This is a genomic window from Sorangium sp. So ce448 (assembly GCF_051520915.1).
In the GTDB taxonomy this organism is placed as follows: Bacteria; Myxococcota_A; Polyangia; order Polyangiales; family Polyangiaceae; genus Sorangium; species Sorangium cellulosum_B.
In genome coordinates, this window is record NZ_CP150343.1 from 4,599,888 (window position 1) to 4,623,310 (window position 23,423).

19 protein-coding genes and 1 pseudogene are annotated in these 23,423 nt (G+C 71.3%); 12 read left to right on the forward strand and 8 right to left on the reverse strand.

The features are described from left to right. The first annotated feature begins 17 nt into the window (after positions 1–17). The 9 genes from WMF45_RS17495 to WMF45_RS17535 all read left to right on the forward strand — a co-directional run bounded on the left by WMF45_RS17495 (position 18) and on the right by WMF45_RS17535 (position 9,331). Positions 18–1,166, forward strand: coding sequence for a glycosyltransferase family 1 protein (locus WMF45_RS17495; RefSeq protein ID WP_437718012.1), 1,149 nt, complete (start codon positions 18–20; stop codon positions 1,164–1,166). Next, complete coding sequence (gene glf / locus WMF45_RS17500; protein ID WP_437718013.1) at positions 1,159–2,283, forward strand: UDP-galactopyranose mutase; 1,125 nt, start codon at positions 1,159–1,161, stop codon at positions 2,281–2,283. Before WMF45_RS17495 ends, glf begins: the two co-directional genes overlap by 8 nt. A 2-nt stretch (positions 2,284–2,285) precedes the next feature. Then, positions 2,286–4,469: a sugar nucleotide-binding protein gene (locus WMF45_RS17505; RefSeq protein WP_437718014.1), complete on the forward strand. Its 2,184-nt coding sequence runs from the start codon at positions 2,286–2,288 to the stop codon at positions 4,467–4,469. 8 nt (positions 4,470–4,477) lie between these two features. Then, positions 4,478–4,642 carry a hypothetical protein gene (locus WMF45_RS17510; protein ID WP_437718015.1) on the forward strand — a complete coding sequence of 55 codons (165 nt, stop codon included), beginning with the start codon at positions 4,478–4,480 and terminating at the stop codon, positions 4,640–4,642. A 49-nt stretch (positions 4,643–4,691) separates the two neighbouring features. Next, positions 4,692–5,768 (forward strand): ABC transporter ATP-binding protein, encoded by a 1,077-nt coding sequence (locus tag WMF45_RS17515; RefSeq protein WP_437718016.1) that lies wholly within the window; start codon positions 4,692–4,694, stop codon positions 5,766–5,768. A gap of 1 nt (position 5,769) precedes the next feature. Further along, positions 5,770–7,092: an ABC transporter substrate-binding protein gene (locus WMF45_RS17520; protein ID WP_437718017.1), complete on the forward strand. Its 1,323-nt coding sequence runs from the start codon at positions 5,770–5,772 to the stop codon at positions 7,090–7,092. Continuing rightward, the gene (locus WMF45_RS17525; RefSeq protein ID WP_437718018.1) at positions 7,089–7,979 is read left to right on the forward strand and encodes a carbohydrate ABC transporter permease; all 891 of its coding nucleotides are present in this window, start codon (positions 7,089–7,091) and stop codon (positions 7,977–7,979) included. Before WMF45_RS17520 ends, WMF45_RS17525 begins: the two co-directional genes overlap by 4 nt. Then, complete coding sequence (locus WMF45_RS17530) at positions 7,972–8,817, forward strand: carbohydrate ABC transporter permease (RefSeq protein WP_437718019.1); 846 nt, start codon at positions 7,972–7,974, stop codon at positions 8,815–8,817. The genes WMF45_RS17525 and WMF45_RS17530 overlap by 8 nt, the downstream gene beginning before the upstream one ends. Before the next feature lie 220 nt (positions 8,818–9,037). Then, positions 9,038–9,331: a hypothetical protein gene (locus tag WMF45_RS17535; RefSeq protein ID WP_437718020.1), complete on the forward strand. Its 294-nt coding sequence runs from the start codon at positions 9,038–9,040 to the stop codon at positions 9,329–9,331. A 29-nt stretch (positions 9,332–9,360) separates the two neighbouring features. Here the strand turns inward: WMF45_RS17535 and WMF45_RS17540 are convergent, their stop codons facing one another. From WMF45_RS17540 to WMF45_RS17555, 4 genes are all read right to left on the reverse strand, one after another. Then, positions 9,361–11,046, reverse strand: a complete 1,686-nt coding sequence (locus WMF45_RS17540; protein ID WP_437718021.1) for a protein O-mannosyl-transferase family — start codon at positions 11,044–11,046, stop codon at positions 9,361–9,363. A gap of 1,162 nt (positions 11,047–12,208) precedes the next feature. Beyond that, positions 12,209–12,883 (reverse strand): O-methyltransferase, encoded by a 675-nt coding sequence (locus tag WMF45_RS17545; RefSeq protein ID WP_437718022.1) that lies wholly within the window; start codon positions 12,881–12,883, stop codon positions 12,209–12,211. Positions 12,884–13,095: 212 nt separating this feature from the next. Beyond that, positions 13,096–15,144, reverse strand: a complete 2,049-nt coding sequence (locus WMF45_RS17550; protein ID WP_437718023.1) for an alpha-amylase family glycosyl hydrolase — start codon at positions 15,142–15,144, stop codon at positions 13,096–13,098. 254 nt (positions 15,145–15,398) lie between these two features. Beyond that, positions 15,399–16,733, reverse strand: a complete 1,335-nt coding sequence (locus WMF45_RS17555; protein ID WP_437718024.1) for a cytochrome P450 — start codon at positions 16,731–16,733, stop codon at positions 15,399–15,401. Positions 16,734–16,929: 196 nt separating this feature from the next. On the opposite strand from WMF45_RS17555, the pseudogene WMF45_RS17560 reads away from it, so the two are divergent. Then, positions 16,930–17,115 (forward strand): annotated as a pseudogene (locus WMF45_RS17560) (DUF899 domain-containing protein); the annotation flags it as partial. Positions 17,116–17,194: 79 nt separating this feature from the next. Here WMF45_RS17560 and WMF45_RS17565 read toward each other — a convergent pair. The 3 genes from WMF45_RS17565 to WMF45_RS17575 form a co-directional block, all read right to left on the reverse strand. Then, the gene (locus tag WMF45_RS17565; protein ID WP_437718025.1) at positions 17,195–17,578 is read right to left on the reverse strand and encodes a hypothetical protein; all 384 of its coding nucleotides are present in this window, start codon (positions 17,576–17,578) and stop codon (positions 17,195–17,197) included. Between the two features lie 87 nt (positions 17,579–17,665). After that, positions 17,666–19,363 (reverse strand): amidohydrolase, encoded by a 1,698-nt coding sequence (locus WMF45_RS17570; protein WP_437718026.1) that lies wholly within the window; start codon positions 19,361–19,363, stop codon positions 17,666–17,668. A gap of 48 nt (positions 19,364–19,411) precedes the next feature. After that, a complete protein-coding gene (locus WMF45_RS17575; RefSeq protein WP_437718027.1) occupies positions 19,412–20,776 on the reverse strand; it encodes a hypothetical protein in 1,365 nt (454 codons plus the stop codon). Positions 20,777–21,457: 681 nt separating this feature from the next. Here WMF45_RS17575 and WMF45_RS17580 point away from each other — a divergent pair. Then, positions 21,458–21,622 carry a hypothetical protein gene (locus tag WMF45_RS17580; protein ID WP_437718028.1) on the forward strand — a complete coding sequence of 55 codons (165 nt, stop codon included), beginning with the start codon at positions 21,458–21,460 and terminating at the stop codon, positions 21,620–21,622. Positions 21,623–21,635: 13 nt separating this feature from the next. Further along, positions 21,636–21,908: a hypothetical protein gene (locus tag WMF45_RS17585; protein ID WP_437718029.1), complete on the forward strand. Its 273-nt coding sequence runs from the start codon at positions 21,636–21,638 to the stop codon at positions 21,906–21,908. A gap of 51 nt (positions 21,909–21,959) precedes the next feature. Here WMF45_RS17585 and WMF45_RS17590 read toward each other — a convergent pair whose 3' ends face one another. Next, a complete protein-coding gene (locus WMF45_RS17590) occupies positions 21,960–23,189 on the reverse strand; it encodes a hypothetical protein (RefSeq protein ID WP_437718030.1) in 1,230 nt (409 codons plus the stop codon). Positions 23,190–23,423 lie beyond the last annotated feature (234 nt).

Below are 23,423 nucleotides of genomic sequence, written 5' to 3' on the forward strand. Positions count from 1 at the left end.
CACCGAGGAGGACAAGCATGAGCCCGAAACGGCGGCCGGACGTCGTCTGCTTCTCGCACCTGCGCTGGAGCTTCGTCTTCCAGCGCCCGCAGCACCTCCTCTCGCGCTGCGCGCGCACGCGGCGCGTGTTCTTCTTCGAGGAGCCGATGTGGAGCGACGGGCCGCCGCGGATCGAGGCCGCGCCCGTCGATCGCCACGGCGTGCGCGTCGTCACGCCGCACCTGCCACCAGGCCTCGACGACGCGCGGAACCACGCGCTACAGCGCGATCTCGTCGACGACATGCTCGATCGCTTCGGCATCGACGATCACGTGCTCTGGTACTACACGCCGATGGCGCTCCTGTTCTCGCGGCACCTCGCGGCCAGCGCGGTCGTGTATGACTGCATGGACGAGCTCTCCGCGTTCGCCGGCGCGCCGCCCGCGCTCAAGCACCACGAGGCCGAGCTGCTCCGCCGCGCCGACGTTGTCTTCACGGGAGGGCGCAGCCTCTACGAGTCCAAGAGGGCGCTGCACGCGAACGTGCACCTGCTCCCGAGCAGCGTCGACATCGCCCACTTCGCGGCGGCGCGCCGGCCGCTCGCGCCGCCCGTCGATCAGGCCACGATCCCGGGCCCGCGGCTCGGTTACTTCGGCGTCATCGACGAGCGCATGGATCTCGATCTCATCGCCGGCGTGGCCGCCGCCCGGCCTGAATGGCACCTCGTCTTCGTCGGTCCGGTCGTGAAGATCGATCCGGCGAGCCTGCCTCGCGCGCCCAACATTCACTATCTCGGCAAGAAGACCTACGAGGAGCTGCCCGCCTACCTCGCGGGCTGGGACGTGGCGCTCCTTCCGTTCGCGCGTAACGAGGCCACGCGCTTCATCAGCCCCACCAAGACGCCGGAGTACCTCGCGGGCGGCAAGCCCGTCGTCTCCACGTCGATCCGCGATGTGGTCCGGCCCTACGGCGAGCTCGGCCTCGCGCGCATCGCGGACACCGCGGGCGATTTCGTGGCCGCCGTCGAGGCGTACCTCGCCGAGGACCACGCCGCGCGGCTCTCCCGGGCCGACGCGCTGCTCGCACAGGGATCGTGGGACGCGACATGGTCGAAGATCGAGAAGCTCCTCGACGGCGTGCTGATGGTGGGCCGGCGCCCGGCGGCGCGACAGGGCGCCGATGTTTGACTATCTCATCGTCGGCGCCGGCTTCGCAGGCTGCGTGCTCGCCGAGCGGCTCGCGCGCGGCTCGGGCAAGAAGGTGGTGCTCTGCGATGTCCGCCCCCACATCGGCGGCAACGCCTATGATCACCACGACGCCGCCGGCGTCCTCGTGCACAGGTACGGCCCCCACGTCTTCCACACCAACTCGCGGGAGGTCTTCGAGTACCTCTCGCAGTTCACCGAGTGGCGCCCGTACCAGCACCGCGTGCGCGCCTGGGTGGACGGGCAGCTCGTCCCCATCCCCATCAACCTCGACACCATCAACCAGCTCTACGGCCTGCGCCTGAGCGCGCCCGAGGTGGAGGTGTTCCTCGCCTCCCGGGCCGTGCGACGCGAGCAGATCCGCACAAGCGAGGACGTGATCGTCAGCAAGGTCGGCGTCGAGCTCTACGAGAAGTTCTTCAAGCACTACACCCGGAAGCAGTGGGGACTCGACCCGTCCGAGCTCGACGCCGCCGTGACCGCGCGGGTGCCGGTGCGGAGCAACCGCGACGATCGGTACTTCACCGACACCTACCAGGCCATGCCGCTCCACGGCTTCACGCGCATGTTCGAGCGGATGGTCGATCACCCGAACATCAAGATCCTGCTCAACGCCTCGTTTCGCGAGATGCAGAGCGAGATCCCTCATCGCGAGGTGATCTTCACCGGCCCCGTCGACGCCTTCTTCGACTATCGCTTCGGAAAGCTGCCGTATCGATCCCTGGAGTTCCACTTCGAGACCAAGGATCAAGAGAGGTACCAGGACGCGCCGGTCATCAACTATCCGAACGAGAACCCGTATACCCGGGTCACCGAGTTCAAGCACCTCACGGGCCAGGTGCACCCGAAGACGACCATCGTCTACGAGATCCCGAAGGGCGAGGGCGACCCGTATTACCCCGTGCCGCGGCCGGAGAACGCGGCCCTCTACCGCAGGTACGAGGAGCTCGCCAGGGAGACGCCCGGCGTCCACTTCGCCGGGCGGCTCGGGACCTATCGCTACTACAACATGGACCAGGTGGTGGCGCAGGCGCTCACCCTCTATGCCAAGCTGGCCGGCGTGCCGAACCGACAGCTCGCCGCGGCCAAGGCGGCTTGACCATGGCGGTAGAGGCGAGGGCGCCCCTCGAGATCTGGGGCGGGGTGGAGTGCACGGTCAACCGCGTCGGCGACGTGGTTCACCACCAGCTCGAGCGGAGCGGGCACGCGCGCCGCCTCGATGATCTCGATCGCTTTGCCGCGCTCGGGATCCAGGCGCTGCGCATGCCCGTGCTCTGGGAGCGGACGGCCCCCGATCGGCCGGAGCGCCTGGACTTCGGCTGGGCCGACGCGCGGATGGAGCGGCTCCGGGCGCTCGAGGTGCGGCCCATCATCGGGCTCGTCCACCACGGCAGCGGCCCGCGTTACACGAGCCTCGTCGATCCGGGCTTCCCGGAGGGGCTCGCCCGCTTCGCCCGCGCGGCGGCCGAGCGTTATCCGTGGGTCACCGACTGGACGCCGGTGAACGAGCCGCTCACGACGGCCCGCTTCTCGGGCCTGTACGGGCACTGGTACCCGCACGGCCGCGATCCGCGCACGTTCGTGCGCGCGCTGCTCACCGAGTGCCGCGCGATCGCGCTCGCCATGCGCGCCATCCGGGAGGTGATCCCCCGGGCGCGCCTGATCCAGACCGAGGATATCGGCAAGACGACGAGCACGCCGCTGCTCGCGTACCAGGCCGACCACGAGAATCACCGGCGCTGGCTCAGCTTCGATCTGCTCACGGGGCGCGTGGACGGCGATCACCCGCTGTTTCCGCTGCTCCTCGGGTGGGGCGCGTCGCCCGCCGAGCTCGCGTGGTTCGTCGAGGATCCCTGTCCGCCGGACGTCCTCGGCATCAACTACTACATCACGAGCGAGCGCTTCCTCGACGAGCGGCTGGCCTGTTACCCCGCCTGGTCGCACGGCGGAAATGGCAAGCACGCGTATGCCGACGTCGAGGCCGTGCGTGCGGTCGCCGGAGGCATCGACGGGCACCGCGCGCGGCTCCAGGAGGTCTGGGATCGCTACCGCCGGCCCGTGGCGATCAGCGAGGTGCACCTCGGCGGGCCGCGCGAGGAGCAGCTTCGCTGGCTTGTCGAGGCGTTCCGCGCCGCGGAGGCCGCGCGCGCGGCGGGCGCGGACGTGCGCGCGGTCACCGCGTGGTCGCTCCTCGGCTGCTTCGACTGGAGCTGCCTCGTCACCGAGGAGCGCGGGCACTACGAGCCGGGCGTGTTCGATGTACGCGGCCCCGAGCCGCGGTCCACGGCGCTCGCGCGGCTGGTCTCCGCGCTCGCGCGCGGCGATCGCTTCGAGCATCCCGCGCTCGCCCCGCCGGGCTGGTGGCGGCGCCCCGAGCGGCTGACGTACGGTCCGGCCGCGGCCGTCGCGCCCGCGCCCGAGGCCGCCGCCGCCGGTCCGCCCATCCTGATCACCGGCGCGAAGGGGGCGCTCGGCCGCGCGTTCGCGCGCCTGTGCGCGCTGCGCGGCCTGCCCCATCGCACGATCGGGCGCGACGAGATGGACATCGCCGATCCCGCGTCGGTCGAGCGCGCGCTCGATCGGTTCTCCCCGTGGGCCGTCGTCAACACGGCGGGGTTCGTGGGCGTCGACGAGGCCGAGCGCGAGCCGCACCGCTGCGAGCGCGAGAACGCGCTGGGGCCCGCCGTGCTCGCGATCGCGTGTCGCCGGCGTGACGCGCGGCTCGTGACCTTCTCGGCCGATCTGGTCTTCGACGGCGCGCAGCGCTCGCCGTACGTGGAGACCGATCCCGCGCGGCCGCTCAACGTCTACGGCCGCAGCAAGGCGACGGCGGAGTGGAACGTCCTGGCGATCCTCCCGGAGGCGCTGGTGGTGCGCACCGCCGCGTTCTTCTGTCCCTGGGACGAAGCGAACTTCGTCGGCGCCGCGCTGCGCGCCCTCGGCGAGGGCCGGAGCTTCCACGCGGCCGACGACGTGATCGTCTCGCCGACCTACGTCCCGGATCTCGTGCACGCGACCCTCGATCTGCTGATCGACGGCGAGCGCGGCATCTGGCACCTCGCGAACCGGGACGCCACGAGCTGGGCGGAGCTCGCCTCGCGCAGCGCGGCGCTCGCGCGCGTCCCCGCGACGCGGCTCGTGCGCTGCCCGAGCCGCGCGCTCGGCCTGGCCGCGCCGCGCCCGCGGTACAGCGCGCTCGGGAGCGGCCGCGGGCTCCTGTTGCCGTCGCTCGACGACGCGCTCGCGCGCTACGTCGCGGAGCGTGACCCCCGGCCACAAAGTTAGGAGGCTTCATGCGCGTCCTGGTCACCGGCGGATCCGGCTACATTGGCAGTGCGATCACCGAAGATCTCGTCGCGCGCGGTCACGGCGCCTCGGATCTGGCCGAGATCATCGGCCCGGTGTTCAGCGGGGGGCTCGCCCGGCGACGCGAAGGCGGCGCTCGCCCGGCAGCTTGATCTCGCCCACGCCGCGGTTCACGAGCAGCGGCGCCGAGGAGGCGGAAGCGTGGCCGCGATCGCGTTCGAGCATGTGTACAAGCGCTACCAGGGGAGCGCGCCCATCGTGGAGGACCTGTCGCTGCGCATCGAGGACGGCGAGCTCCTCGTGCTCGTCGGGCCTTCCGGGTGCGGCAAGTCGACGACGCTCCGGATGATCGCGGGCCTCGAGGACGTCGACGGCGGGACGCTCTCCATCGGCGGCCGCGTGGTCAACGACGTGCCCCCGAAGCAGCGCGACGTCGCCATGGTCTTCCAGAGCTACGCGCTCTACCCGCACATGACGTGCTTCGAGAACATGGCCTTCTCGCTCGCGCTCCGCCGCGTGCCGCGCGACGAGGTGAAGCGCCGCGTGGAGGCCACCGCGCGCGCGCTGGCGATCGATCACCTCCTCGATCGCAAGCCGCGGGCGCTCTCGGGCGGCCAGCAGCAGCGCGTGGCCATCGGGCGCGCCATCGTGCGCGAGCCGGGCGTGCTGCTCATGGACGAGCCGCTCTCGAACCTCGACGCCGCGCTGCGCAGCTCGATGCGCGCCGAGCTGCGCCGCCTGCATCGTCGCCTCGGGACGACGCTCGTGTACGTGACCCACGATCAGACGGAGGCGCTCACCCTCGGGGAGCGGATCGCCGTCCTCCGCGGAGGCGCGCTCCTCCAGCACGACAGCCCGCAGGAGCTCTACGACCGGCCGGCCAACGTCTTCGTCGCGACGTTCATCGGCGCACCCCCGATGAACCTGATCCCCGCCGAGCTCCGCCTCGACGGCCCGACCTCGGTGCTCTCGGCGCCGAGCGTGCGGCTCGCGCTGCCGAGGACAACGGAGCACCGCGAGGGCCGGGTGATCGCGGGCGTCCGGCCCGAGCACCTCGGCCCGGCGCCCGCCGGCGCGTCGCTGGGCGTGGAGGGCGATGTCGAGATGGTCGAGGCGATGGGGTTCGAGTCGTACGTCCACCTGCGCGTCGGCGACGCCGCGATCGTGTGCCGCTGGCTGGATCGTGGCACGACGCCGGCCGTCGGCGCGCGCGTGACGCTGGCCGCCGCGCCGGAGCACGTCCACCTGTTCGATCCGCGCACCGAGGAGCGGGTCTGAGATGGCCCGTCGCGCGCTCTGGCTCGTTGTCTGGTGCGCGTCCATCTCGCCCGCCGGATGCGCCTCGAAGGCCGATCCCCGCTCGCACGTCGCGCGCACCACCATCACCTTCGTCGGCTGGGGGATGCCGGAGGAGCGGGCCATCATGCGGTCGGCGCTCGCCGCCTTCGAGCGGATCCACCCGGAGATCCGCGTCGAGTACACGCAGGTGCCCGGCGTCGGCTACGACTACCTCAACAAGCTCCGGCTGATGATCGTGGCGAAGCGCGCGCCCGACGTCTTCTACGTGCCCGACGGCGCGTTCGGCGAGATGGTCAGTCAGGGCGTCCTGCGCGACATCGACGGTCTCGTGCAGGAGAGTCGGACCCTCGACCTCGCCGACATCTGGCCGAGCGCCCTGGCCCGCTATCGCTGGAACGGCCGCGTCCTCCACGAGGGCAGCCTCTACGCGCTGCCGAAGGACATCGGCCCCACGGTGCTCTACTACAACAAGGACGTGCTCCGCCGCCGCGGCGTGCCCGCGCCGGATCCCGAGGTGCCGATGACCTGGGATCAGGCCATCGCTGCCTTTCGCGCGCTCACGTACCGCGAGGGGTATGTCCAGCACTGGGGGATCACCGGATATCCCTATGAAGCCGCTGTGTGGTCCGCGGGCGGCGAGATCGTGGACGCGGCGCAGCGCCGGTGGCTCATGGACTCCGGCGTGTCGATGGACGCGGTGCAGTGGTGCGCGGATCTGGCCCTCCGCCATCAGGTGGCGCCCAACCTCGCCCGCAGCGGCGGCGCCGGGCAGAGCGAGCTCTTCGAGGCCGGGCTCGCCGCCATGCACATCGACGGGCGCTGGATGGTCCCGCGGTATCGCCGGATGCGCTTCGACTGGGATGTCGCGCCCGTGCCTGTGCCGAAGCCGGGCATGACCTCGGTGAGCTGGTCGGGCTCCGTGGGGCTCGCCGTCAGCGCCGCGAGCCGGCGCATCGCCGAGGCGTTCACGTTGATCGAGTACCTGGCCGGCCCCGAGGGACAGAGCGAGCTGGTCCGATCCGGGCTCCAGGTGCCCAATCAGCGATCGGTCGCCGCGACCGCCGCCTTCCTCCAGCCCGGGCAGCGGCCGGCCCACGCCGCGGTCTTCCTGCGCGCCGCCGAGACGAGCCGCCCGAGCCCCGAGACCGAGATGCCCAACGCCTTCTGGCACGAGGTCTTCGCGAGCTTCCTCCCCGAGGTCTGGCGCGGCGAACGGCCCGCCCGCGAGCTGCTCCCGGCCCTCGCGCCGGTCGTCGAGCAAACCATGCGGGAGAACAACCCCGGACCGGAGGCGGCGCGTTGAACAAGCAGATTCCGCGCGCCCGCGCCGACGCGCGCTGGGGTTGCGCGTTCGTGGCGATCCCCGTGCTCGGCTTCGTCGTGTTCGCGCTCGGCCCGATGCTGGCGTCGCTCTATCTGAGCTTCACCCGCTTCGAGGTGCTCACGCCGCCGCAGTGGGTCGGCCTCGACAACTACGCTCGCCTCTTCGCCCGGGATTTCTTCATCTGGCGGACGCTCGCCAACACGGCCTTTTACCTCCTCGGCATCCCGGTCGGCATCGCCATCTCCCTCTTCCTCGCGCTCCTGTTGAACCAGAAGCTCAGGCTCGAGGGGTTCTTCCGCACCGTCTATTTCATCCCCTCCGTGTGCTCGATCGTGGCCGCGGCGCTGCTCTGGAAGTGGATCTACAACGCCGATTACGGGCTCATCAACACGTACCTCCGCGCCCTCGGCGTCGCCGACCCGCCCGGGTGGCTCTCGAGCCCGCACCTCGTCAAGCCCGCGCTCGTCGTGATGGGGATCTGGAGCGGGCTCGGCTACAACATGGTCCTCTTCCTGGCCGCGCTCCAGGGCGTGCCGCGATCGCTGCTCGAGGCCGCGGAGCTCGACGGGGCGAACGCCTGGCAGCGCTTCCGGCACGTGACCCTGCCGGCCATCAGCCCGATGACGTTCTTCATCGCCGTCACCAGCGTCATCGGCGGGCTGCAGAGCTTCGATCAGGTCTACGTGATGACGCGCGGCGGCCCGGAGTTCCGCTCGGCGACGTTCATGCTCTATCTCTACCTCACCGGCTTTCAGTACTTCCAGATGGGTTATGCGTCGGCGATGGCCTGGGTGCTCGGCGCGCTCGTGATGATCGTGACCGTGCTCCAGTTCCGCCTCGCCCGGCGCTGGGTGCACGATGAGTAGCGGCCGGAGGTCCCGGGGGCGCCGCGCGCTCCGGCTCCTCTCCTATGCGGTCCTCGCGCTGGTGGCCGTCTTCGTGCTGGCGCCCTTCGCGTTCATGATCAGCACCAGCGTGAAGCCGGCGGACGAGATCTACGCGGTCCCGATCCGCTGGATCCCGGCCCGCCCGACGCTCGCCAACTACCGGCAAGCCTTCGCCGAGATCGACATCCTCCGCGGCACCTGGAACACGCTCCTCATCGCCGTCCCGTCCACCCTCGGGGGCCTCCTCACGGCGTCGTTCGCCGGCTACGCCTTCGCGAAGCTCCGTTTTCCGGGGCGCGACGCGATCTTCGCCGCGCTCCTGTCGACGATGATGCTGCCGAGCGTGGTCACGTTGATCCCGCAGTTCGTGGGCTTCGCCCGGATCGGCTGGATCGACACCTACTATCCGCTCATCGTGCCGGGCGCGACGGGCAGCGCGGTCGCGATCTTCCTGATGCGGCAGTACTTCGCGAGCATTCCGGACGAGCTCATCGAGGCCGCGACGCTGGACGGCGCGAACCCTTTCCAGACGTTCACGCGGGTGGTCTTCCCCCTCGCCGGGCCGGCCGTCGCGACGCTCGCGGTCCTCGGGCTCAAGGCCGCCTGGAACGACTACTTCGGGCCGCTCGTCTACATCATCTCTCCGCAGAAGATGAACATCCAGCAGATGATCGCCGGCACCCAGAACGCCTACGGCGGCGAGCCGGCCGTGCTCATGGCGGGCGCCTCCCTCGCGATGTTGCCGCTCGTGGTGCTCTTCCTGTTCGCGCAGCGGTACTTCGTGGAGGGGCTCGCGCGGACCGGGCTCAAGCGCTGATTCGTCGCAGAGGGCGGAGCGCTTCGTCCCCAGCGGCGGATCGGACCACTCTCTCGATTTCCAGTCGCACGTATGCCCAGCATGGATCCGAGAACGCCAGTGCATCGTCCATGCGCGCTCGACCGTGGTCTACAAATCGCAGCAACCTTCACTCATGCAAGTCACGACAACCAGGTCGATTGCCGCTCTCGTGCTATCTCTCGCTTGTTTCTCGTGTGCCATGGCGGCGGAGGATGTGGGCGAAGGGCCTGGCGAGGTCATGTTGGATGACATGAACGCGTCAGAGGTCACCATCACCGCACCGGATGAGCTGGGTTTTCATGACGGGCCGCGCATCGAGCGTCAATTGATCTGCCTCGCCTTGACGGCCTCCGGCCAGGAGGCGAAAGAGGCGTTTTGTGGATCGCGATGGAGGTTAGACCCGGACAAGAAGGACGTATGCTCGAAGAAAGCGGGCAGCGGGAGCGATGTTGAATGGATCCTCTACTGCGCGCTGACGAATTTCCCGGAGTAGCCGCCGCTCCGGACGGCATCGGCACGCCCTCAGGGCGGCGCCGGCCGCGGGCCGCATGTCTCGGGCCAGATCCGGTGGAAGACGACCGCGCCGGCGCGCACCCGCTCGGTCTTGCATCGCCCGGTGAAGTGCTTCGCGACCGCGTTCTCGGCGAGCACCGGGCGGGTCGCGGCGCTCGCGAGGAGGAAGGCATCGAGCGATTCGGCGCGGCTGGCCGCGATGAACCGCAGATCGTCGCGCTCCTCGTCGAGCCGGGCGGCATAGTGGAACAGGTAGAGCATGTCCCAGTTGGTCACGACGAGCGCTCCCGCGGCGAGGCCGCGCACGGCGACACGGACATCGTCATGCAGCACATCGCCGTTCGCGAGCTGCAAGGGATACCACGGCGCATCGAACGTGTAGGTCCCCGCCCGGACGTCGGCGAGCCGCGGGGCGGCGACCGGTCCGAGGCCGCCGCCGAGGAATCCCGCCGCGAGCACCGCGCTCACGCCCTCGCGACCGCGCGGTCCGAACGCGCCGAGCCGCGCCGGAGCCTCCACGATGGCCCCGAGGCCGGCGCCTGCGAGGACGGCCAGGAGCACGTAACCCGGGACATGGAAGGCATAGATGTCCTGGACGCCGTAGTTGAACGTGAAGAGCCATTGCCCCGCGACGGCGCCGAGGGGCAGGATCGCGACGCGCGGGCGGTCGACGAGGAGCGCGAGCGCGCCAATCGCGGCGAGGATCAGGAGCGGATACGATAGCTCGGCAGGCAGCTTTCCGAAGTAGGCGCCGGCGCGCAGGGGCAGATTCTTGGCCGGATCGACGAACATGAGGTGCTGGAACTGCCTCGCGCTCCAGCTGAAGCGGAGCCGCTCCCAGGGCTCGTCGAGGGCGGTGGCGTCGAGGCCCCACTGCGAGCGCGAGGGGTTGACGACCGTCTCGAAGTAGCTCGCCGGCGAGGCGGCCCAATCGTTCAGGGCGAAGAGCGCGACCGTGACGCCGACGCCCGCGGCCGCGCCTGCGATCGCGGGGCGGAAGACGGCGTGGGCGCGCCCTCGGTGCAGCCACAGGAACGCGAGGATCGCCGGCGCGGCGAGCGCGACGGTGAAGTGGACGCCGAGACTCATGCCGCCGAGGAGCCCGGCGGCGAAGACGGCGCCGGGGCGGGCGTGGATCCGCCAGCGGAGGAGGAGGACCAGGATGAGCGCGAGGAACGCGGCGCCGGCGGTGTATACCTCCGCGATGACGGCCTGCGACCAGAACGTCGGCGCCATCGCGAGCGCCGACGCCGCGACGAGCGCCGCGCCGCGCGAGGCCACGAGCGAGCGCACGGCGAGGTAGACGCACGCGACCGCGACCGCGCCCAGGACCGCAGAGAGCAGGTTGACCCGGTACGCGACGTCGCGGAGTGGAAGCCACGAGACCGCGCGAGCGAGCGCCAGATACACCGGGTAACCGGTCGGGTGGCTGTGACCGGCGAGCCGGGCGAGCGACTGGAACTCCCCGCTGTCGTCCTGGAGCAGGCCGGGGGCCAGCGTACGCACGTAGAGCGCGAAGAAGACGCCGCCCACGCTGGCGGCGACAACCCGGTCCGCCGCGGGGAGCTGTGCCTTGGCGTGAGTTCCGCGAGGAGCAGGGGACACGCTGGGCATGTGTGCGACTGGCCCTGCATCGTAGGCCAGGACGCTGCGGTAGGCGACATCCCAGCGACGCACGATGGTCGTTTCCGTCATGCATCCGGGCGACGCCACGGCGCCTCACTGTCCGTGAGACCCGGCGATGAGCGGGGTTGGGTCGCGCCGGCGTGCCACGCCGCGCGACGGCGGGCGCCGCCGGTCACTGGGGGGAGCGCCGCGAGCGGTGATCGCGCTGGACCACCGCCGCACGGAGCGCGGGCCGCGGCGCGAGTGCATCCGTCAGGTTTGCAAGCGGCGATCTCAGGATCGAAAGCTTCAGGGTCTTCCTTACGGTTAAGTCCTTGAAAACGGTGCGGAAAGGCCCTGGTCCGTGTCCTGCTAAGTAACCACGGCAGAGCGCCCGTGACGGCTTCCCCCCCCGCCGTCGAATGGGCGCTCTTTTTTTTTAGGTTCCCCCGACAGAATCTGTCGGCGCGCGGGCCGGGCAAGCACGGAGCGGCCTGCGGGCATCCGCGAGGCGCCCCACCGCATCGCAATTCTGAGCGAAGCGTCGCGGGCCTCCGTGGGACGTGTCGGCTGCTCCCGGATCGTCGTCGCACAGGCTGTGCGTGGACGCGTCGGCGCGCAGCGGGAGACCGGAGAATTGAACGCAAAGGCGCCAGGGCGCAAAGACGCAAAAAGACATGAGAGGGGCCTGTAGTTCTATTCTTGCTATCCATTGACCACTCGATGGATGCTTTGCATTCTCTCTCCGCTTTTTTGCGTCTTCGCGCCTTTGCGCCTTTGCGTTGAAATCTTAGATTCTCAGCGACGTCCGCCGCATGCGCGATGAGGCACCCAGTGCCGTGGGTGGTTCCGCGCCCGGAGCGCCTTCGCCAGGAGCGGGAGCCGTGACCTTCGAGATGCCGGCCGCCGAGGGCGAGCCGGAAGCCGAGTCGACGGAGGGCGTAGATCCCGGCGACGAGCCGTGATCGCGCTGGACCGCCGCCGCACAGCCCTGGGCCGCGACGCGAGCGCATCCGTCAGGTCTGCAAGCAACCATCTCAGGATCGAAAGCTTCAGGGACTTCCTGATGGGTAAGTCCTTGAAACAAGTACGGAGAAGCCCTGGCCCGTATCCTGCTAGATATCCACGGCAGAGCGCCCGTGACGGCTTCCCCCCCCGCCGTCGAATGGGCGCTCTGTTTTTTGTGGCCCGGCGTGTTGTGGCCCGGCGTGGCAGGGCGCGAGGAGCGCCCCCGGACGCTCGGCCGCTGCGGCTACGGATCCTCGGTGACAAGGACGATCGCGAGGCCGTCGTATCCCTTGCTGCCCACGGTCTGGATCGCCGTCGCGCTCACGCGTCGCTCGGCCGCGAGCAGCTTGTTCAGGCGGCGCACCCCCTGGACGTTGGGATCGGCGCTCTCGGGGTCGATGACCGCCCCCTTGCGCACGACGTTGTCGATCACGATGACGCTGCCGCGGCGGGAGAGCTTGAGCGCCCACGCGAAGTAGTCGGGATTGCTCGGCTTGTCGGCGTCGATGAAGATGAGGTCGAACGGGCCGCGGCCCTCCGCGGCGAGCTTCGGCAGCGTGTCGAGCGCTCGCCCCAGGCGCAGCTCGACGACGTCGGCCAGCCCGGCGCGATCGAGGTTCGCGCGGGCGACCTCGGCGTGCTTCGGCTCCGACTCGAGCGTGATCAGGCGGCCGCCGTCGGGCAGCGCCCGCGCGAGCCAGATCGTGCTGTAACCCCCGAGCGTGCCGATCTCCAGGATGGCTCGCGCCCCCCGGATCCGCGCCAGGAGATGCAGCAGCTTGCCCTGGTTCGGCGCGACGTTGATCGGCGGCAGGCCGGCAGCGGCGCTGGCCGCGAGCGCCGCATCGAGCGCGGCGTCGGACGGCACGAGCAGATCGGTGAGGTAGCGATCGACGGCGGACCATTGCTCCTGAGCCATGAAAATCATCCTCCTCACGCCGGGCGACCCCCGTCGCCTCGCGCAGGTGAGTTGAGTGCCAAGTGTTGAATTCTACTGTATGTATCGGCGATGCTGAGCGTCCTGGCGGCAGGGACGCCTCGCTGCCGAGTCAAACGTTGGACGTTTGTCCGCTATAACAGATGTCTGGGATGAGCGCAGCCCTCACCGCCGCGCGGGGCTCGTCCTTTGTCCTACCGCGGCACGAGGACGCGGACGTCCCAGGGCGCGAGGTCCAGCGCGAGGGCGCCGGCCCGGAGGTGCGCGCCGGCGCCGCTCAGCGCGTCGCGCAGGCCGCCTCGCGCGTGGGCGGCGAACGGCTCCGGGACGGTGAGGCGCTTCTTCACGGATCGCTCGCTGAAATTCAGGACCACGAGCGCGAAGCGAGACGCGTCGTCACCGTGCCTGACATAGGCGAAGACCTCGTCGTCCGGCCCCCCGGCGTGCACCGTGTGGTGCCCCGGCGACCGGAGCGCGGCGACACCGCGCCTGAGCCGGATCAGCTGCTCGTAATGCCGCGCCAGCTGGCCGCGCGGGGGCCGTGAGACCGGGGCGAGGCCGCCGTAAGGCTCGTACTCGGCGCCGAGCTCGTCGAACGTGTAGACGCACGGGATCCCGGGCAGGGTCAGCAGCGCCGCCGCGGCGACGCGCGTCAGCCCCGGTCCGTGGCGGGTGACGAAGCGCGCGCCCGTGTCGTTGTTGTTGATGAACCTGAGCGTGCGCTCGGGGCGCTCGGCGCGCGCCGCGGTGGCGGCGAGCGCCGCGCCGAGCCGGGCCGCGATGCCCCGCGGCGCGCCGAACACGTCCTTCCAGGCCCAGTGTCCGAGCTCCTCGGTCCAGTCATAGGCCGCGTCGAACCCGTTCTGCAGGTAGTACGGATCGCGCGCCGAGGCCTCGGCGATCAGCGCGACATGCGGGCTCACACGCCGGAGCTCGGCGGCCCAGGGAGACCAGAGCGCGCCCCGCCGCTGCTGGATGCCCCACGCGGCGTCGACGCGATAACCATCGATGTCGAACCGGCGCACCCAGTGCAGGGACGCCTCGAGCATCCAGCGCGCCACCTCGGCGCTGTCGTAGTTCAGGTTCGGCAGGTGCTCCCAGTCGAAGTAATGCGTCGGCTCGCCGCCCTCATCGCGATCGTAGAAGGCGAAGGTGTGGGCGCGGTTCGTGCGCCGCTGGGCTTCACGGAAATACGGGTGCTCGGCCGAGGTGTGGTTGGGCACGAGATCGAGCAGCACGCGCAGGCCGCGCCGGTGCGCGTCGTCCACGAGCTCGCGGAGATCTTGCTCGGTCCCGTAGTCGGGGCGCACGCTGAAGTAATCGGTGACGGCATACCCGAAGTCGCCCTCGGGCGCGGCGAAGATAGGAGATAGCCAGATCGCCGTGACGCCGAGCCGCTCGATCGCGGGGAGGGCGGCGCGGACGCTCCGGAGCGGCGGATCGCCGAAGAACGGCGGCACGACGCCGTAGAGGACGGCATCGTCGATCCACGCCGGTGCGGCCCTGCCAGAGGGGGCTTCGAGCGGCGGCGCGACACGCGCGGCGTCGCCCCGGCCGCGCTCGTCGCGCACCCTGAGCTCGTACAGCGCCTGACCGCCGACGTCGGGCGCCGGCAGCTCGAGGCGAGCGCCCTGCCCGAGCGGCTCCGGCGCCGCGCCGCCGCGCACGCGGAACCAGTCGAAGGCGACGAGCTCGGCGCGGGAGCGCTCGCTGGGCTCGCTGCTCGTCGCGTCGAGGACGAGCTTGCCGCCGGCCAGCGCGGCGCGGGCGCGGGCGCGCGGGGTGTCCTCCAGCCGGACGCGGTAGGTGACGGGCGGAGAGTCCAGCTCGCCAGCGCTCGCTTCCCGGCAGCGCGCGACGATCTCGTTCTCGCCCTCGAGCAGCGGGACGTCCGCGAAGAACCGCTGCTGCTCGATCGCCGCCGGGAACACGTCGCCGCCGACCCGGATCGCGCAGTCCTCCAGCGTGCCCGCCCCGGCGAGGGCGCCCTGGACGCGCGCGCTGAAGGCCCAGACGTCGGCATCGCCGGCGTGCAGCTCCAGCCGGGCTTGCGCCGCCGCGGAGGGGCGCGGCGATTGCGCCGCCGCGGAGGGGCGCGGCGATACCGAGGGGGTGACCGACTCGCACGAGGGCGCCGCCAGGAGCAGCGCGGCAGCCCATCCGAGCCGGGTGAGCGGCCCCGCGTGACGCGATGGGCCCGGGGTGCGCTGCCGAAGGACGCCCGTGGCCGCGCCGATCGGCACGACCGGTCCAGAGAGAGATGCACAGGGAGGCGAGGAGGCGGCGGTCGAGCGGAGGAGGCGTCTCAGCATGGGGGCGATGCGGCAAGCGGGGGAGCCCCTCTATTCCAGAACCACCCCTGACGATCGCCAAAGCGCCGAGAGCACGGAGGTTTTATGTCGTGATGTTCTCTCTCTCCTCCATGTCCGCCGTGTCGTGTCATCCACGGCGGCGCATTCCCGTGCCGGGGCTTCCCCTGCGCCTCCTCGCGCCAGGATCAGGCGGCGGCGTAAAGGCGGCTCCGCCCCCGGGCGCGCACGACGAGCGGGACGCCGCCCGACGGGCTCAGCGTCAGGTTGCGGCGCACGGGGCGGGGCGGACGCTCGTCGAGCAGGCTGAACTCGCATGCTGACAGCGCCAAGCCGAGCACGATCTTCATCTCGAACATCGCGAAGGCCGCGCCGATGCAGCGGCGGTGTCCGCCGCCGAACGGCAGGTACTCGAACGGCGAGAACTTTCGCTCCAGGAAGCGCTCTGGCCTGAACCGGGACGGCTCGGGGTAGAGCTCGGGGTGGTGGTGCACGAGCAGGATGCAGGGCGCCACCCCCGTTCCCGGCAGGAGCTCGTGCTCGCCGAGGCGGAACGGCTGCGCCAGGAGGCGCGGGGACTCGGTGACGATCGGATAGATGCGCAGCGCCTCCTTGCACACGGCGTCCAGGTAGGGCAGGGCAGCGAGGCGCTCGGGGTCGGGCTCCGGGCCGAGGGCGTCGATCTCGTCGCGGAGGCGCGCGAGGACGCCGGGGTGACGGTGCACGTGATCGAGGGCCCACGCGAGGGCGAGCGCCGTGGTCTCGTGCCCGGCGAACAGCAGCGTCCGGAGCTCGTCGAAGATGGCCTGATCGCTCATGCGCGATCCGTCGTCGTAACGCGCCGAGACCATGAGGCTCAGGATGTCGTCGCCCGGGGCCGCGCGCGCCCGCTCGATCTGCGCCCGGAACAGGGCGTCCAGGTCGCCTACGCGCCGGCGGAAGCGCGCGTAGGGGCCGATGCCGCCGAGCTCCCGCTGCAAGGGCGGCAGGAAGGTCAGCGCCGGGGTCAGCGCGTCGGTCATGGCGACGACGGCCTGAGCGAACGCGCTCGTTCGAGACGGCTCCTCCACGCCGAAGACGGCGCGGATGATGACGTCGAGCGAGATCGCCTGCGTGAGCTCCTGGGCGATGGCGCGGGGCGCGCGCGCCGCCTCGGTGAGCCGGCGGGCGGCGGTGTCCGCCATCGCCGCCGCGTAGGCGCGCATGCGATCGCCGTGGAACGGCGGCGTCAGCAGCTTCCGCTCTCGCCTGTGGCGCTCGTCCGAGAGCATGAGCAGCGAGTGCTCCCCCACGAGCGGCGCGATCGCCTTGGTGGCGAAGGGAAGGAAGGTCTCGGGCGGCGCCGTCATCACGTCCTGCACCGTCCTGGGGCCTCCGGCGATCACGACGTCGCCGCTGAGCACGGGGACGTTGAAGACATCGCCGTAGGTGGCGGCGCAATGCGTGAGGAACTCGAACGGACGGGTGAGGAACTTGTAGGTCGTGAGAAGTCGGCTGCGCGGGCCTCGGGGCAACTGGCTCATGGCGTACCTCGGCGGGGGCTCGATCCCGGGGGCGCGCGGCGCCTCACCGGGATCGACGCAAGGATGGGCTCGGCGCGCCGCTGCGGCAGCGGCGTCGGGCGCCAATGTTACGACGGACGGCGCCAGGCGGGGGCGCGCCGCGCGGTGTCCGTCCGACCAAGGCCTCGTGACCACCCCGTCGGAGTCGGCCGGCGCTACCGCGCTCGGGCGCCAGGAGGAATGGGAAGAGCCCAAGGGGCGCAGCACCGGGCTGGGCGCCAAGGCCGGCGACGAGCGCATCCGCTACCCCGACGAGCAGGAGGACCTGTCCGACTCGAGCGGCGCGCGGCCCGCGGCCGCCGCTCCCGAGGCGGACGACTGCTGCTCACGGATGCGGCGCTGAGCCGCGGGGCCCTCGCCGCACCCAGGGAAAGCCCGACGCCCGAGCGGCCTCGCTCGCCGCGGGCAGGAGGGAACGCCGCTCACCGCGCATCGAACCTCACGTCCAGGTCCGGGTACTTGCGGGCGAGGTACTCCAGCGCCAGCCACGTGTGGCAATGCCGCACGTCGGGCTGGCGCGCCGTGGGGCAGTTGCAGCCGAGGAACACGTCGCCTTGCAGGGCCTCCTGAGCCAGCGCGTCGAAGTGCTCCCGTTGCTCCGTAAATCTCTTGTCGAGTACCGCAAAGTAGGCGGCGCGAAACCTCTTGAAGCCAGCTTGCGAGGGATCCGACAGGAACTCTTCGACGATCTCCGGGGTGGGCCTCAGGACGTGGTGCGTGTGTTTGCGCGTGTCGTACCGCCTGCCCTCTGGCAGCGGATCACCCTCCGGACGGCGCCCGCGGACGATCTGGTAGCGTGCAAGCATAGGTGCTCATTCCTCCTTTCGTTCGTCGTTTGCATGCGCCGGCCGTGAGGTCGCATGGCGGTCCGGACGAAGCGCAGCGCGCGCCGCTCACCGCGGCGCCGGCGCGCGCGCCACGCGGCCGCCGACGACCACCATGTCGATCGGCGTGTCGACGAGCGAGCGATCGGGCGAGAGATCGCGGCCGAGGACGGTCAGATCGGCCACGTAGCCAGGCGCGATCCGGCCCCGCTGGCCCTCGGCGAAGGCCGCGTACGCGGGCGCCCCGGTGAAGGCCAGGAGCGCCTCGTCGAGGTCGAGCCGCTCCTCGGGCATCCACCCGCCCGGGGGGTGGCCCGAGAGATCCTGCCGGGTCACGGCTGCATGGATGCCGAGCAGCGGTGAGGCGTCCTCTACCGGGAAATCCGAGCCGAACACGACGCGCGCGCCCGACGACAGGAGCGACCGCCAGGCATAGGCGCCCTTCAGGCGATCGGCGCCGAGCCGCGCGGGCGCCCACGGCATGTCGCTCGTCGCGTGGGTCGGCTGCATCGAGGCGATCACCCCGAGCGCCGCGAAGCGCGGCAGATCGTCGGGCGAGAGGATCTGCGCGTGCTCCACCCGGAACCGCAGCGCCGCCGCCCGTCCCGGGCCGAGCGCCTCGAACGCGTCGAGCACGGCGCGGTTGGCGCGGTCGCCGATCGCGTGCACCGCGAGCTGGAAGCCCGCGTCCGCGACGAGCCGCGCCGCGCGCGCGAGCGCCTCGCGATCCATGAGCAGGAGCCCGCTCGTCGAGGGCTCGTCCGCGTACGGCGCGAGCAGCGCCGCGCCGCGCGAGCCGAGCGCGCCGTCCGCGAAGAGCTTGACCCCGCGCAGCACGAACATCGCCGTGCCCGTCGGGTCCACGTCGGGCGCGCGCGCCTTCAGCCCCTCGAGGTTCCCGTCGCCCGCGAGGTACGCGGTGACGCGGATCGGCAGCCGCCCGGCGGCGGCGAGCGCCCGGTAGACGGCCACCGTCTCGTCGTCGATGCCCATCTCGTGCACGCCCGTGAGCCCGGACGAGAGCGCCTCCTCGGCCGCGCGCAGGATGCGCCGCTCGCGCACGGCGGGCGGGTCGGCCGGGACCCTGGCCTCGATGAGGCCCATCGCGTTGTCGATGAAGACGCCCGTCGGCTCGCCCGCCGCATCGCGCAGGATGCGCCCGCCCGGCGGATCCTGCGTGCCTCGGCCGACCCCGGCCGCGCGCATCGCCGCGGCGTTCGCCCAGAGCGCGTGCCCGTCGACGCGGCGCAACGCCACCGGGTGCTCCGGCGCCGCCGCGTCGAGCGGGGCGTGCGTGGGGAACGCGGCGCCCGGCCAGTGGTTCTGGTCCCAGCCGCGCCCGGTGATCCACTCGGCCTTCGGGCGGGCCTTCGCCGCCTCGGCCACGAGCGCCGCCGCCGCCTCGGCGCTCTTCGCGCCGCGTACGCTCAGCGTCTCCAGCGCGACCCCGAGCCCGTAGAGATGGGCATGCCCGTCGACGAGACCGGGCACGACCGCGCGCCCCGGCATCTCCTCGACGCGCGTCCCCGGTCCGACGAAGGCCTTCGCGCCGGCCGCGCTGCCCACGAAGACGATCCGCTCGCCGCGCACGGCGACCGCTTCGGCGCGCGGGTTCCCGGGGTCCATGGTCCGGACGACGCCGGCGGTGATCACGAGATCTGCGGGCGCCGAGGGCGCCGCCGTCGCGGCGAGCAGGCCCGGCGAGGCACAGCTCGGGGCGAGGCTGCCGAAGAGGCTCAGGAGCGTCGCTCGGAGCGCGTTCGACATGAGCGCCACCCTAGCACCCGCATGGGGCGCGCAACGGCGGGCAGGGGGCTACCAGAGGCTCAGCGTGATCGCGATGGTCAGCAGCGGCAGCGGCGCGAGCACCGCGACGAAGAAGACGAGGACGTCGAGCCGCGCGATCCGCGCGCTCCCTCGCTCGAGCAGCCGGGCCTGCTCTCCGGCGACGATCTCGGCGCCGCAGAGAGCCCCTCCCCGGTACGTGCCCCCGGACGTCGGTCCGAGGACCACGACCGGTCCGGGCGGCAAGCCGCGGTCTGCGGCGCGCACGGGAGGCGAGCCGTCCGCGAAGTCGAGCCAGCCGTTTTCCTCGAGTATCGCGACCCTCGCCCCCGCGATCCGCGCGAGGGCGCGGCGGGCGCGCCAGCGATGGCGGAGCAGCACCGCGGAGAGCAGCACTCCGCAGGCCGCGACGGCGATCGCGCGCCGGTGAGCGCCGAGCACGTCTGCGACGAGCCGCATGGACGCGGGCATCGGGAAGAACCGCGGCGCCGCGAGGACGACCGGACCTGCTTCGCCGCCGCGATGGGCATCGTAGATCGCTCCGTCGAGCACGAGCAGCTCGTCCAGCTGGCGGCCCTTGGCGAACAGAGACGCCTTGCGAACGAGCGGCGACGCCTGGCGGATGATGAAAGAATCGCGGGGATCGATCCAGCCCGGCTGCTGCCGGCACGCCTCGGGGTCGACCATCGTGTACGTGCCGCGCTGAGACAGCCACGTCACGAGCTGAGCGTCGAACGGCCTCCCGGTCTCCTCCACATCGAGAAAACACCTCTCGGACAGGCTCGGGCACAGCCGGCGCACGCCCAGCCGGCCGATGGTCACGTCGTGGATGCGCGTCACGAGGGGCGGTCCGGACGGGTCCGACGGGCCCTCGGCGATCATCGAGGGCTCCCCCTCGACGGGCGGGACGACTCCGATGCTCGGAAGGGACGCGATGTGATCCTCCGGATCGGGCTCTCGCACGGCGTGAGCGGTCGACACGGCAATGAGGCCCGTGGCCAGCGCGAGGACGGCGATGCTCGCCGCGTGGAGAGCGCGCGGCGGCACGTGGACCATGGTGCTCGCCATGGCAGCGAAGAACACCACCCCGAGGGCGCCGACGAGGGCGGACATGAGCCCGAACACGCTCCCGATGGCCGGCAGCCACTCTCGCCATACGTGCCAGGAAGGGGGAATGTCGGGGCACGTCATCGCATCCCGGGTCATTCGGAAGAAAAGGTATGCGAGCGGAAAGACGAAGAGGGGAAGGGAGACGCGCAGCGCAGGGCTGCGGGTCGCGGCGGCGACGCAGAGGAGCGCGACGAACAAGCCCGCCTCCACCACGAACCAGGGGACGGCCACGTGCTTGCCCGCGAGGATGGCGAGCGCGACGCAGGGGCCAACCAGGACCCCCACGCAGGCGGCGTGACCCCTCGGAGGGTCCGAGGAGAAAGAGGGGGGATGATCGCCCGGTGCCAGCACCAACGCTCCTTGAGCTTCACCGAGGCGCCCCGCCCACGGCGGGGCCACCTGGACGCCGAGGAGCGCCCTGCGCGCTGCGCGCCTCGGAAAAATGCGCCTCGGCCTGCGTGTCGGACGATCCCATGGGGCGCCGATCGCCGTCAAGGAGGCCGCCGGATCGCGACGGACGGGCGCTCGACTCCTCGGGCTCGTGCACCGAAGGCGCCGCGCTCCCTTCACGGCCCGCGGGACGTGGGCGCGCGGGCGGCGCCGACACGTCGAACGACCACATCGCCTGAGCCGGCCGCGGCCTCGCGGGCCAGAGAGCTCCTGAGAGGACACCTGGTGGAGGCTCGCGCCGTCGGCGTGGGGGCTCTGACCTCCACCGCGCCGCGCGGGCGCCCCCCGGCGCCGCGAGGAGGAGCGCGAAAACCCCGAAAGAGGCCGTCTTCCCGGTGGATCCTGGGCGCGCCGGGCGGCCTCCCGAAGCGCCCCGACAACCTGGCCCGCCGGTTGCTCTATCGGAATGCGACGCCGCGAGACAGCGACGAGGGCCTCCCGGGCGACTCGGTATCGCCGGAGGCCGCCGAGACGCGATCTCGTGAGCGTGAACCCCCGACCCAAGGATATACCACCATGAAGCTCAAGAACCTGCTCCTCTGCTCGCTCATCTCATCCTTCTCGCTCGTCGGCTGCATCGCCGAGCCGCTCGACGGCGACAGCGCCGATGAGGGCGCGAGCGACGCCGCCGAGGTCGTGGGTGAGGGCGCAGAGGCGATCATCGGCCCCGGGGGGGGATGACGGCGGCGGCCCGGTGACGAAGACGGTGAACCTCTCCTGCTCGATCACGTTTCCCAGCATCTTCAACCCGAACGCGGCGATCAAGAACACCTCGCTCTTTGGCGTTCCGGACACGGCGAAGATCACCTTCACCGTCACGCACTACTACGGCGATCCTGGGCCCTACACGCGCTCGGTGACCGGGCCGCTCGCCAAGGGGCAGACCAAGCTCGTCCCGCTCTCGCACCCCGGCGCGCTCGACGCCTACGGCTGCACCGCCAAGGCCACCTGGACGATCATCGACTGAACGCGACCCAGCTGGTTCCTTTCGGCACGGCGCACCGCGCGATGTCGCCTCTCATTCCGCTTCTTCGGTACTGCAGGTGATGGTGATCCACCCTCCACGGCCTTCGAGCGCGCCGCCGATGAACCGGAGCGGCCATGGGTGCTCCGAGGGCCCGCAGCGCCTCTGCGACACGAGCTCCGGCACCTCGGTCGCGCAGAAGCCGCTCCGGCATCCTGGACAATCGAGCGAATGCCGGCAGCTCTCCAGGTCGGCGCCGGCGAGCTGCACGACCTCGCAGCGGCGCAGCACCTTGCCGCCGCGCTCGACGAACGTGGGCTGCCCGCCTGGATCGCGCCGACCTGGCGCGGCATCGCAGCCCTCGAGATCGGCCTGATCGATCATGACCTTGCAAGCGACCACGCCTCCGGCGTCCACGGCGAGCGGGTGGGCCTGGCAGATGAAGCCGCAATCGGCAAAGCCCGGGTGAAGGAGCATGTCCCACGTGTGCTGATCGTCGCAGCTCGAGGCGATCGGGTCCGCGCCCACGAGCTCGCTCCACGCCGCGAGTCGCCCGCTGCCCTCGTCGATGGCGTGACAGGTCCAATCGGGCGTGGTGAAAGGCCCGACCACCTCCGTGTCCAGGGTCATCGACAGCGCTGTCCGGCTGGGTACCTCGTCGGCGACGAGCCCGGGCCCCTCGTCGTCGCGCGTGCTCGCGACGAGCAGCCTCGCGATCCTGTGCTGAGGCAGCGACCTGACGAGGGCTACCTCGGCCTCCCCCACGGGGGCGCGCGCGCCCGTGACGAGCTCCAGCGCGCGCGTCGCCGTCCGTAGCGGGCGGTACTCCTCCCCGGGCTCCGCGAGCCGCTGTCCCAGCGCCTCTGTCACGCCTGCCATCACCGCCTCGACCTCCTCCTCGTGCGAGGTCTGCGTGGTCCACGCGAGCGCGGGGATTTCCCTCGAGGTGACGAGCGCCGCAGCGTCGGGCGCGCTCGGCCGCGCGACGACCAGCCGAATATCGCCGGCGTGCCACTGGGCCGGATCCGCGCTGCCGCATGTTCCCCACCGCGATTCGATCACGGCAAGGAGGCCTGCGCGCACGCTCTGGGCGACGCGCTCACGGAGCTGCGCGGCTTCGGCCGTGTCCGCGTCATCGACGACCAGCACGATGACCTGCGGGGGCTCCTCGCTGAGCCCTCCGTCGAGGACCAGCTGGGAGGTTGTCCGGGGGTCTACCGCCACCGGATCCGTGCCGCACGCCACGGTGGCGAGCGTCAACCATGCGAGATGGAGAGACCTCATTTGCCACATCATGGGTGATATTGGCAACACGCGTACCAGCGAGGGCGCTGCTCTCCCGGCCGAGAAGAGCGCTATTTCTGCGGTGTCCGAAGGAGGTTAAGTGCGCTCCATGCCAACGCGGCGGCGCGTGGCGCCAACCCAGTTGCTCAGCCCGAGCGAACCGCTCCCTCCCGGCATGGTGGCGCTGGATCCGCAATTGACGATCTGCGGCAACTCCGCGCCCGAGTCGACACC

What these genes read in the sequence shown, in the direction of transcription:
- WMF45_RS17495 (WP_437718012.1), top strand. Translation starts at nt 18, where the DNA reads ATGAGCCCGAAACGGCGGCCGGACGTCGTCTGCTTCTCGCACCTGCGC.
- glf (WP_437718013.1), top strand. Translation starts at nt 1,159, where the DNA reads ATGTTTGACTATCTCATCGTCGGCGCCGGCTTCGCAGGCTGCGTGCTC.
- WMF45_RS17505 (WP_437718014.1), top strand. Translation starts at nt 2,286, where the DNA reads ATGGCGGTAGAGGCGAGGGCGCCCCTCGAGATCTGGGGCGGGGTGGAG.
- WMF45_RS17510 (WP_437718015.1), top strand. Translation starts at nt 4,478, where the DNA reads ATGCGCGTCCTGGTCACCGGCGGATCCGGCTACATTGGCAGTGCGATC.
- WMF45_RS17520 (WP_437718017.1), top strand. Translation starts at nt 5,770, where the DNA reads ATGGCCCGTCGCGCGCTCTGGCTCGTTGTCTGGTGCGCGTCCATCTCG.
- WMF45_RS17530 (WP_437718019.1), top strand. Translation starts at nt 7,972, where the DNA reads ATGAGTAGCGGCCGGAGGTCCCGGGGGCGCCGCGCGCTCCGGCTCCTC.
- WMF45_RS17535 (WP_437718020.1), top strand. Translation starts at nt 9,038, where the DNA reads ATGGCGGCGGAGGATGTGGGCGAAGGGCCTGGCGAGGTCATGTTGGAT.
- WMF45_RS17540 (WP_437718021.1), bottom strand. Translation starts at nt 11,046, where the DNA reads ATGACGGAAACGACCATCGTGCGTCGCTGGGATGTCGCCTACCGCAGC.
- WMF45_RS17545 (WP_437718022.1), bottom strand. Translation starts at nt 12,883, where the DNA reads ATGGCTCAGGAGCAATGGTCCGCCGTCGATCGCTACCTCACCGATCTG.
- WMF45_RS17555 (WP_437718024.1), bottom strand. Translation starts at nt 16,733, where the DNA reads ATGAGCCAGTTGCCCCGAGGCCCGCGCAGCCGACTTCTCACGACCTAC.
- WMF45_RS17565 (WP_437718025.1), bottom strand. Translation starts at nt 17,578, where the DNA reads ATGCTTGCACGCTACCAGATCGTCCGCGGGCGCCGTCCGGAGGGTGAT.
- WMF45_RS17570 (WP_437718026.1), bottom strand. Translation starts at nt 19,363, where the DNA reads ATGTCGAACGCGCTCCGAGCGACGCTCCTGAGCCTCTTCGGCAGCCTC.
- WMF45_RS17580 (WP_437718028.1), top strand. Translation starts at nt 21,458, where the DNA reads ATGAAGCTCAAGAACCTGCTCCTCTGCTCGCTCATCTCATCCTTCTCG.
- WMF45_RS17590 (WP_437718030.1), bottom strand. Translation starts at nt 23,189, where the DNA reads ATGAGGTCTCTCCATCTCGCATGGTTGACGCTCGCCACCGTGGCGTGC.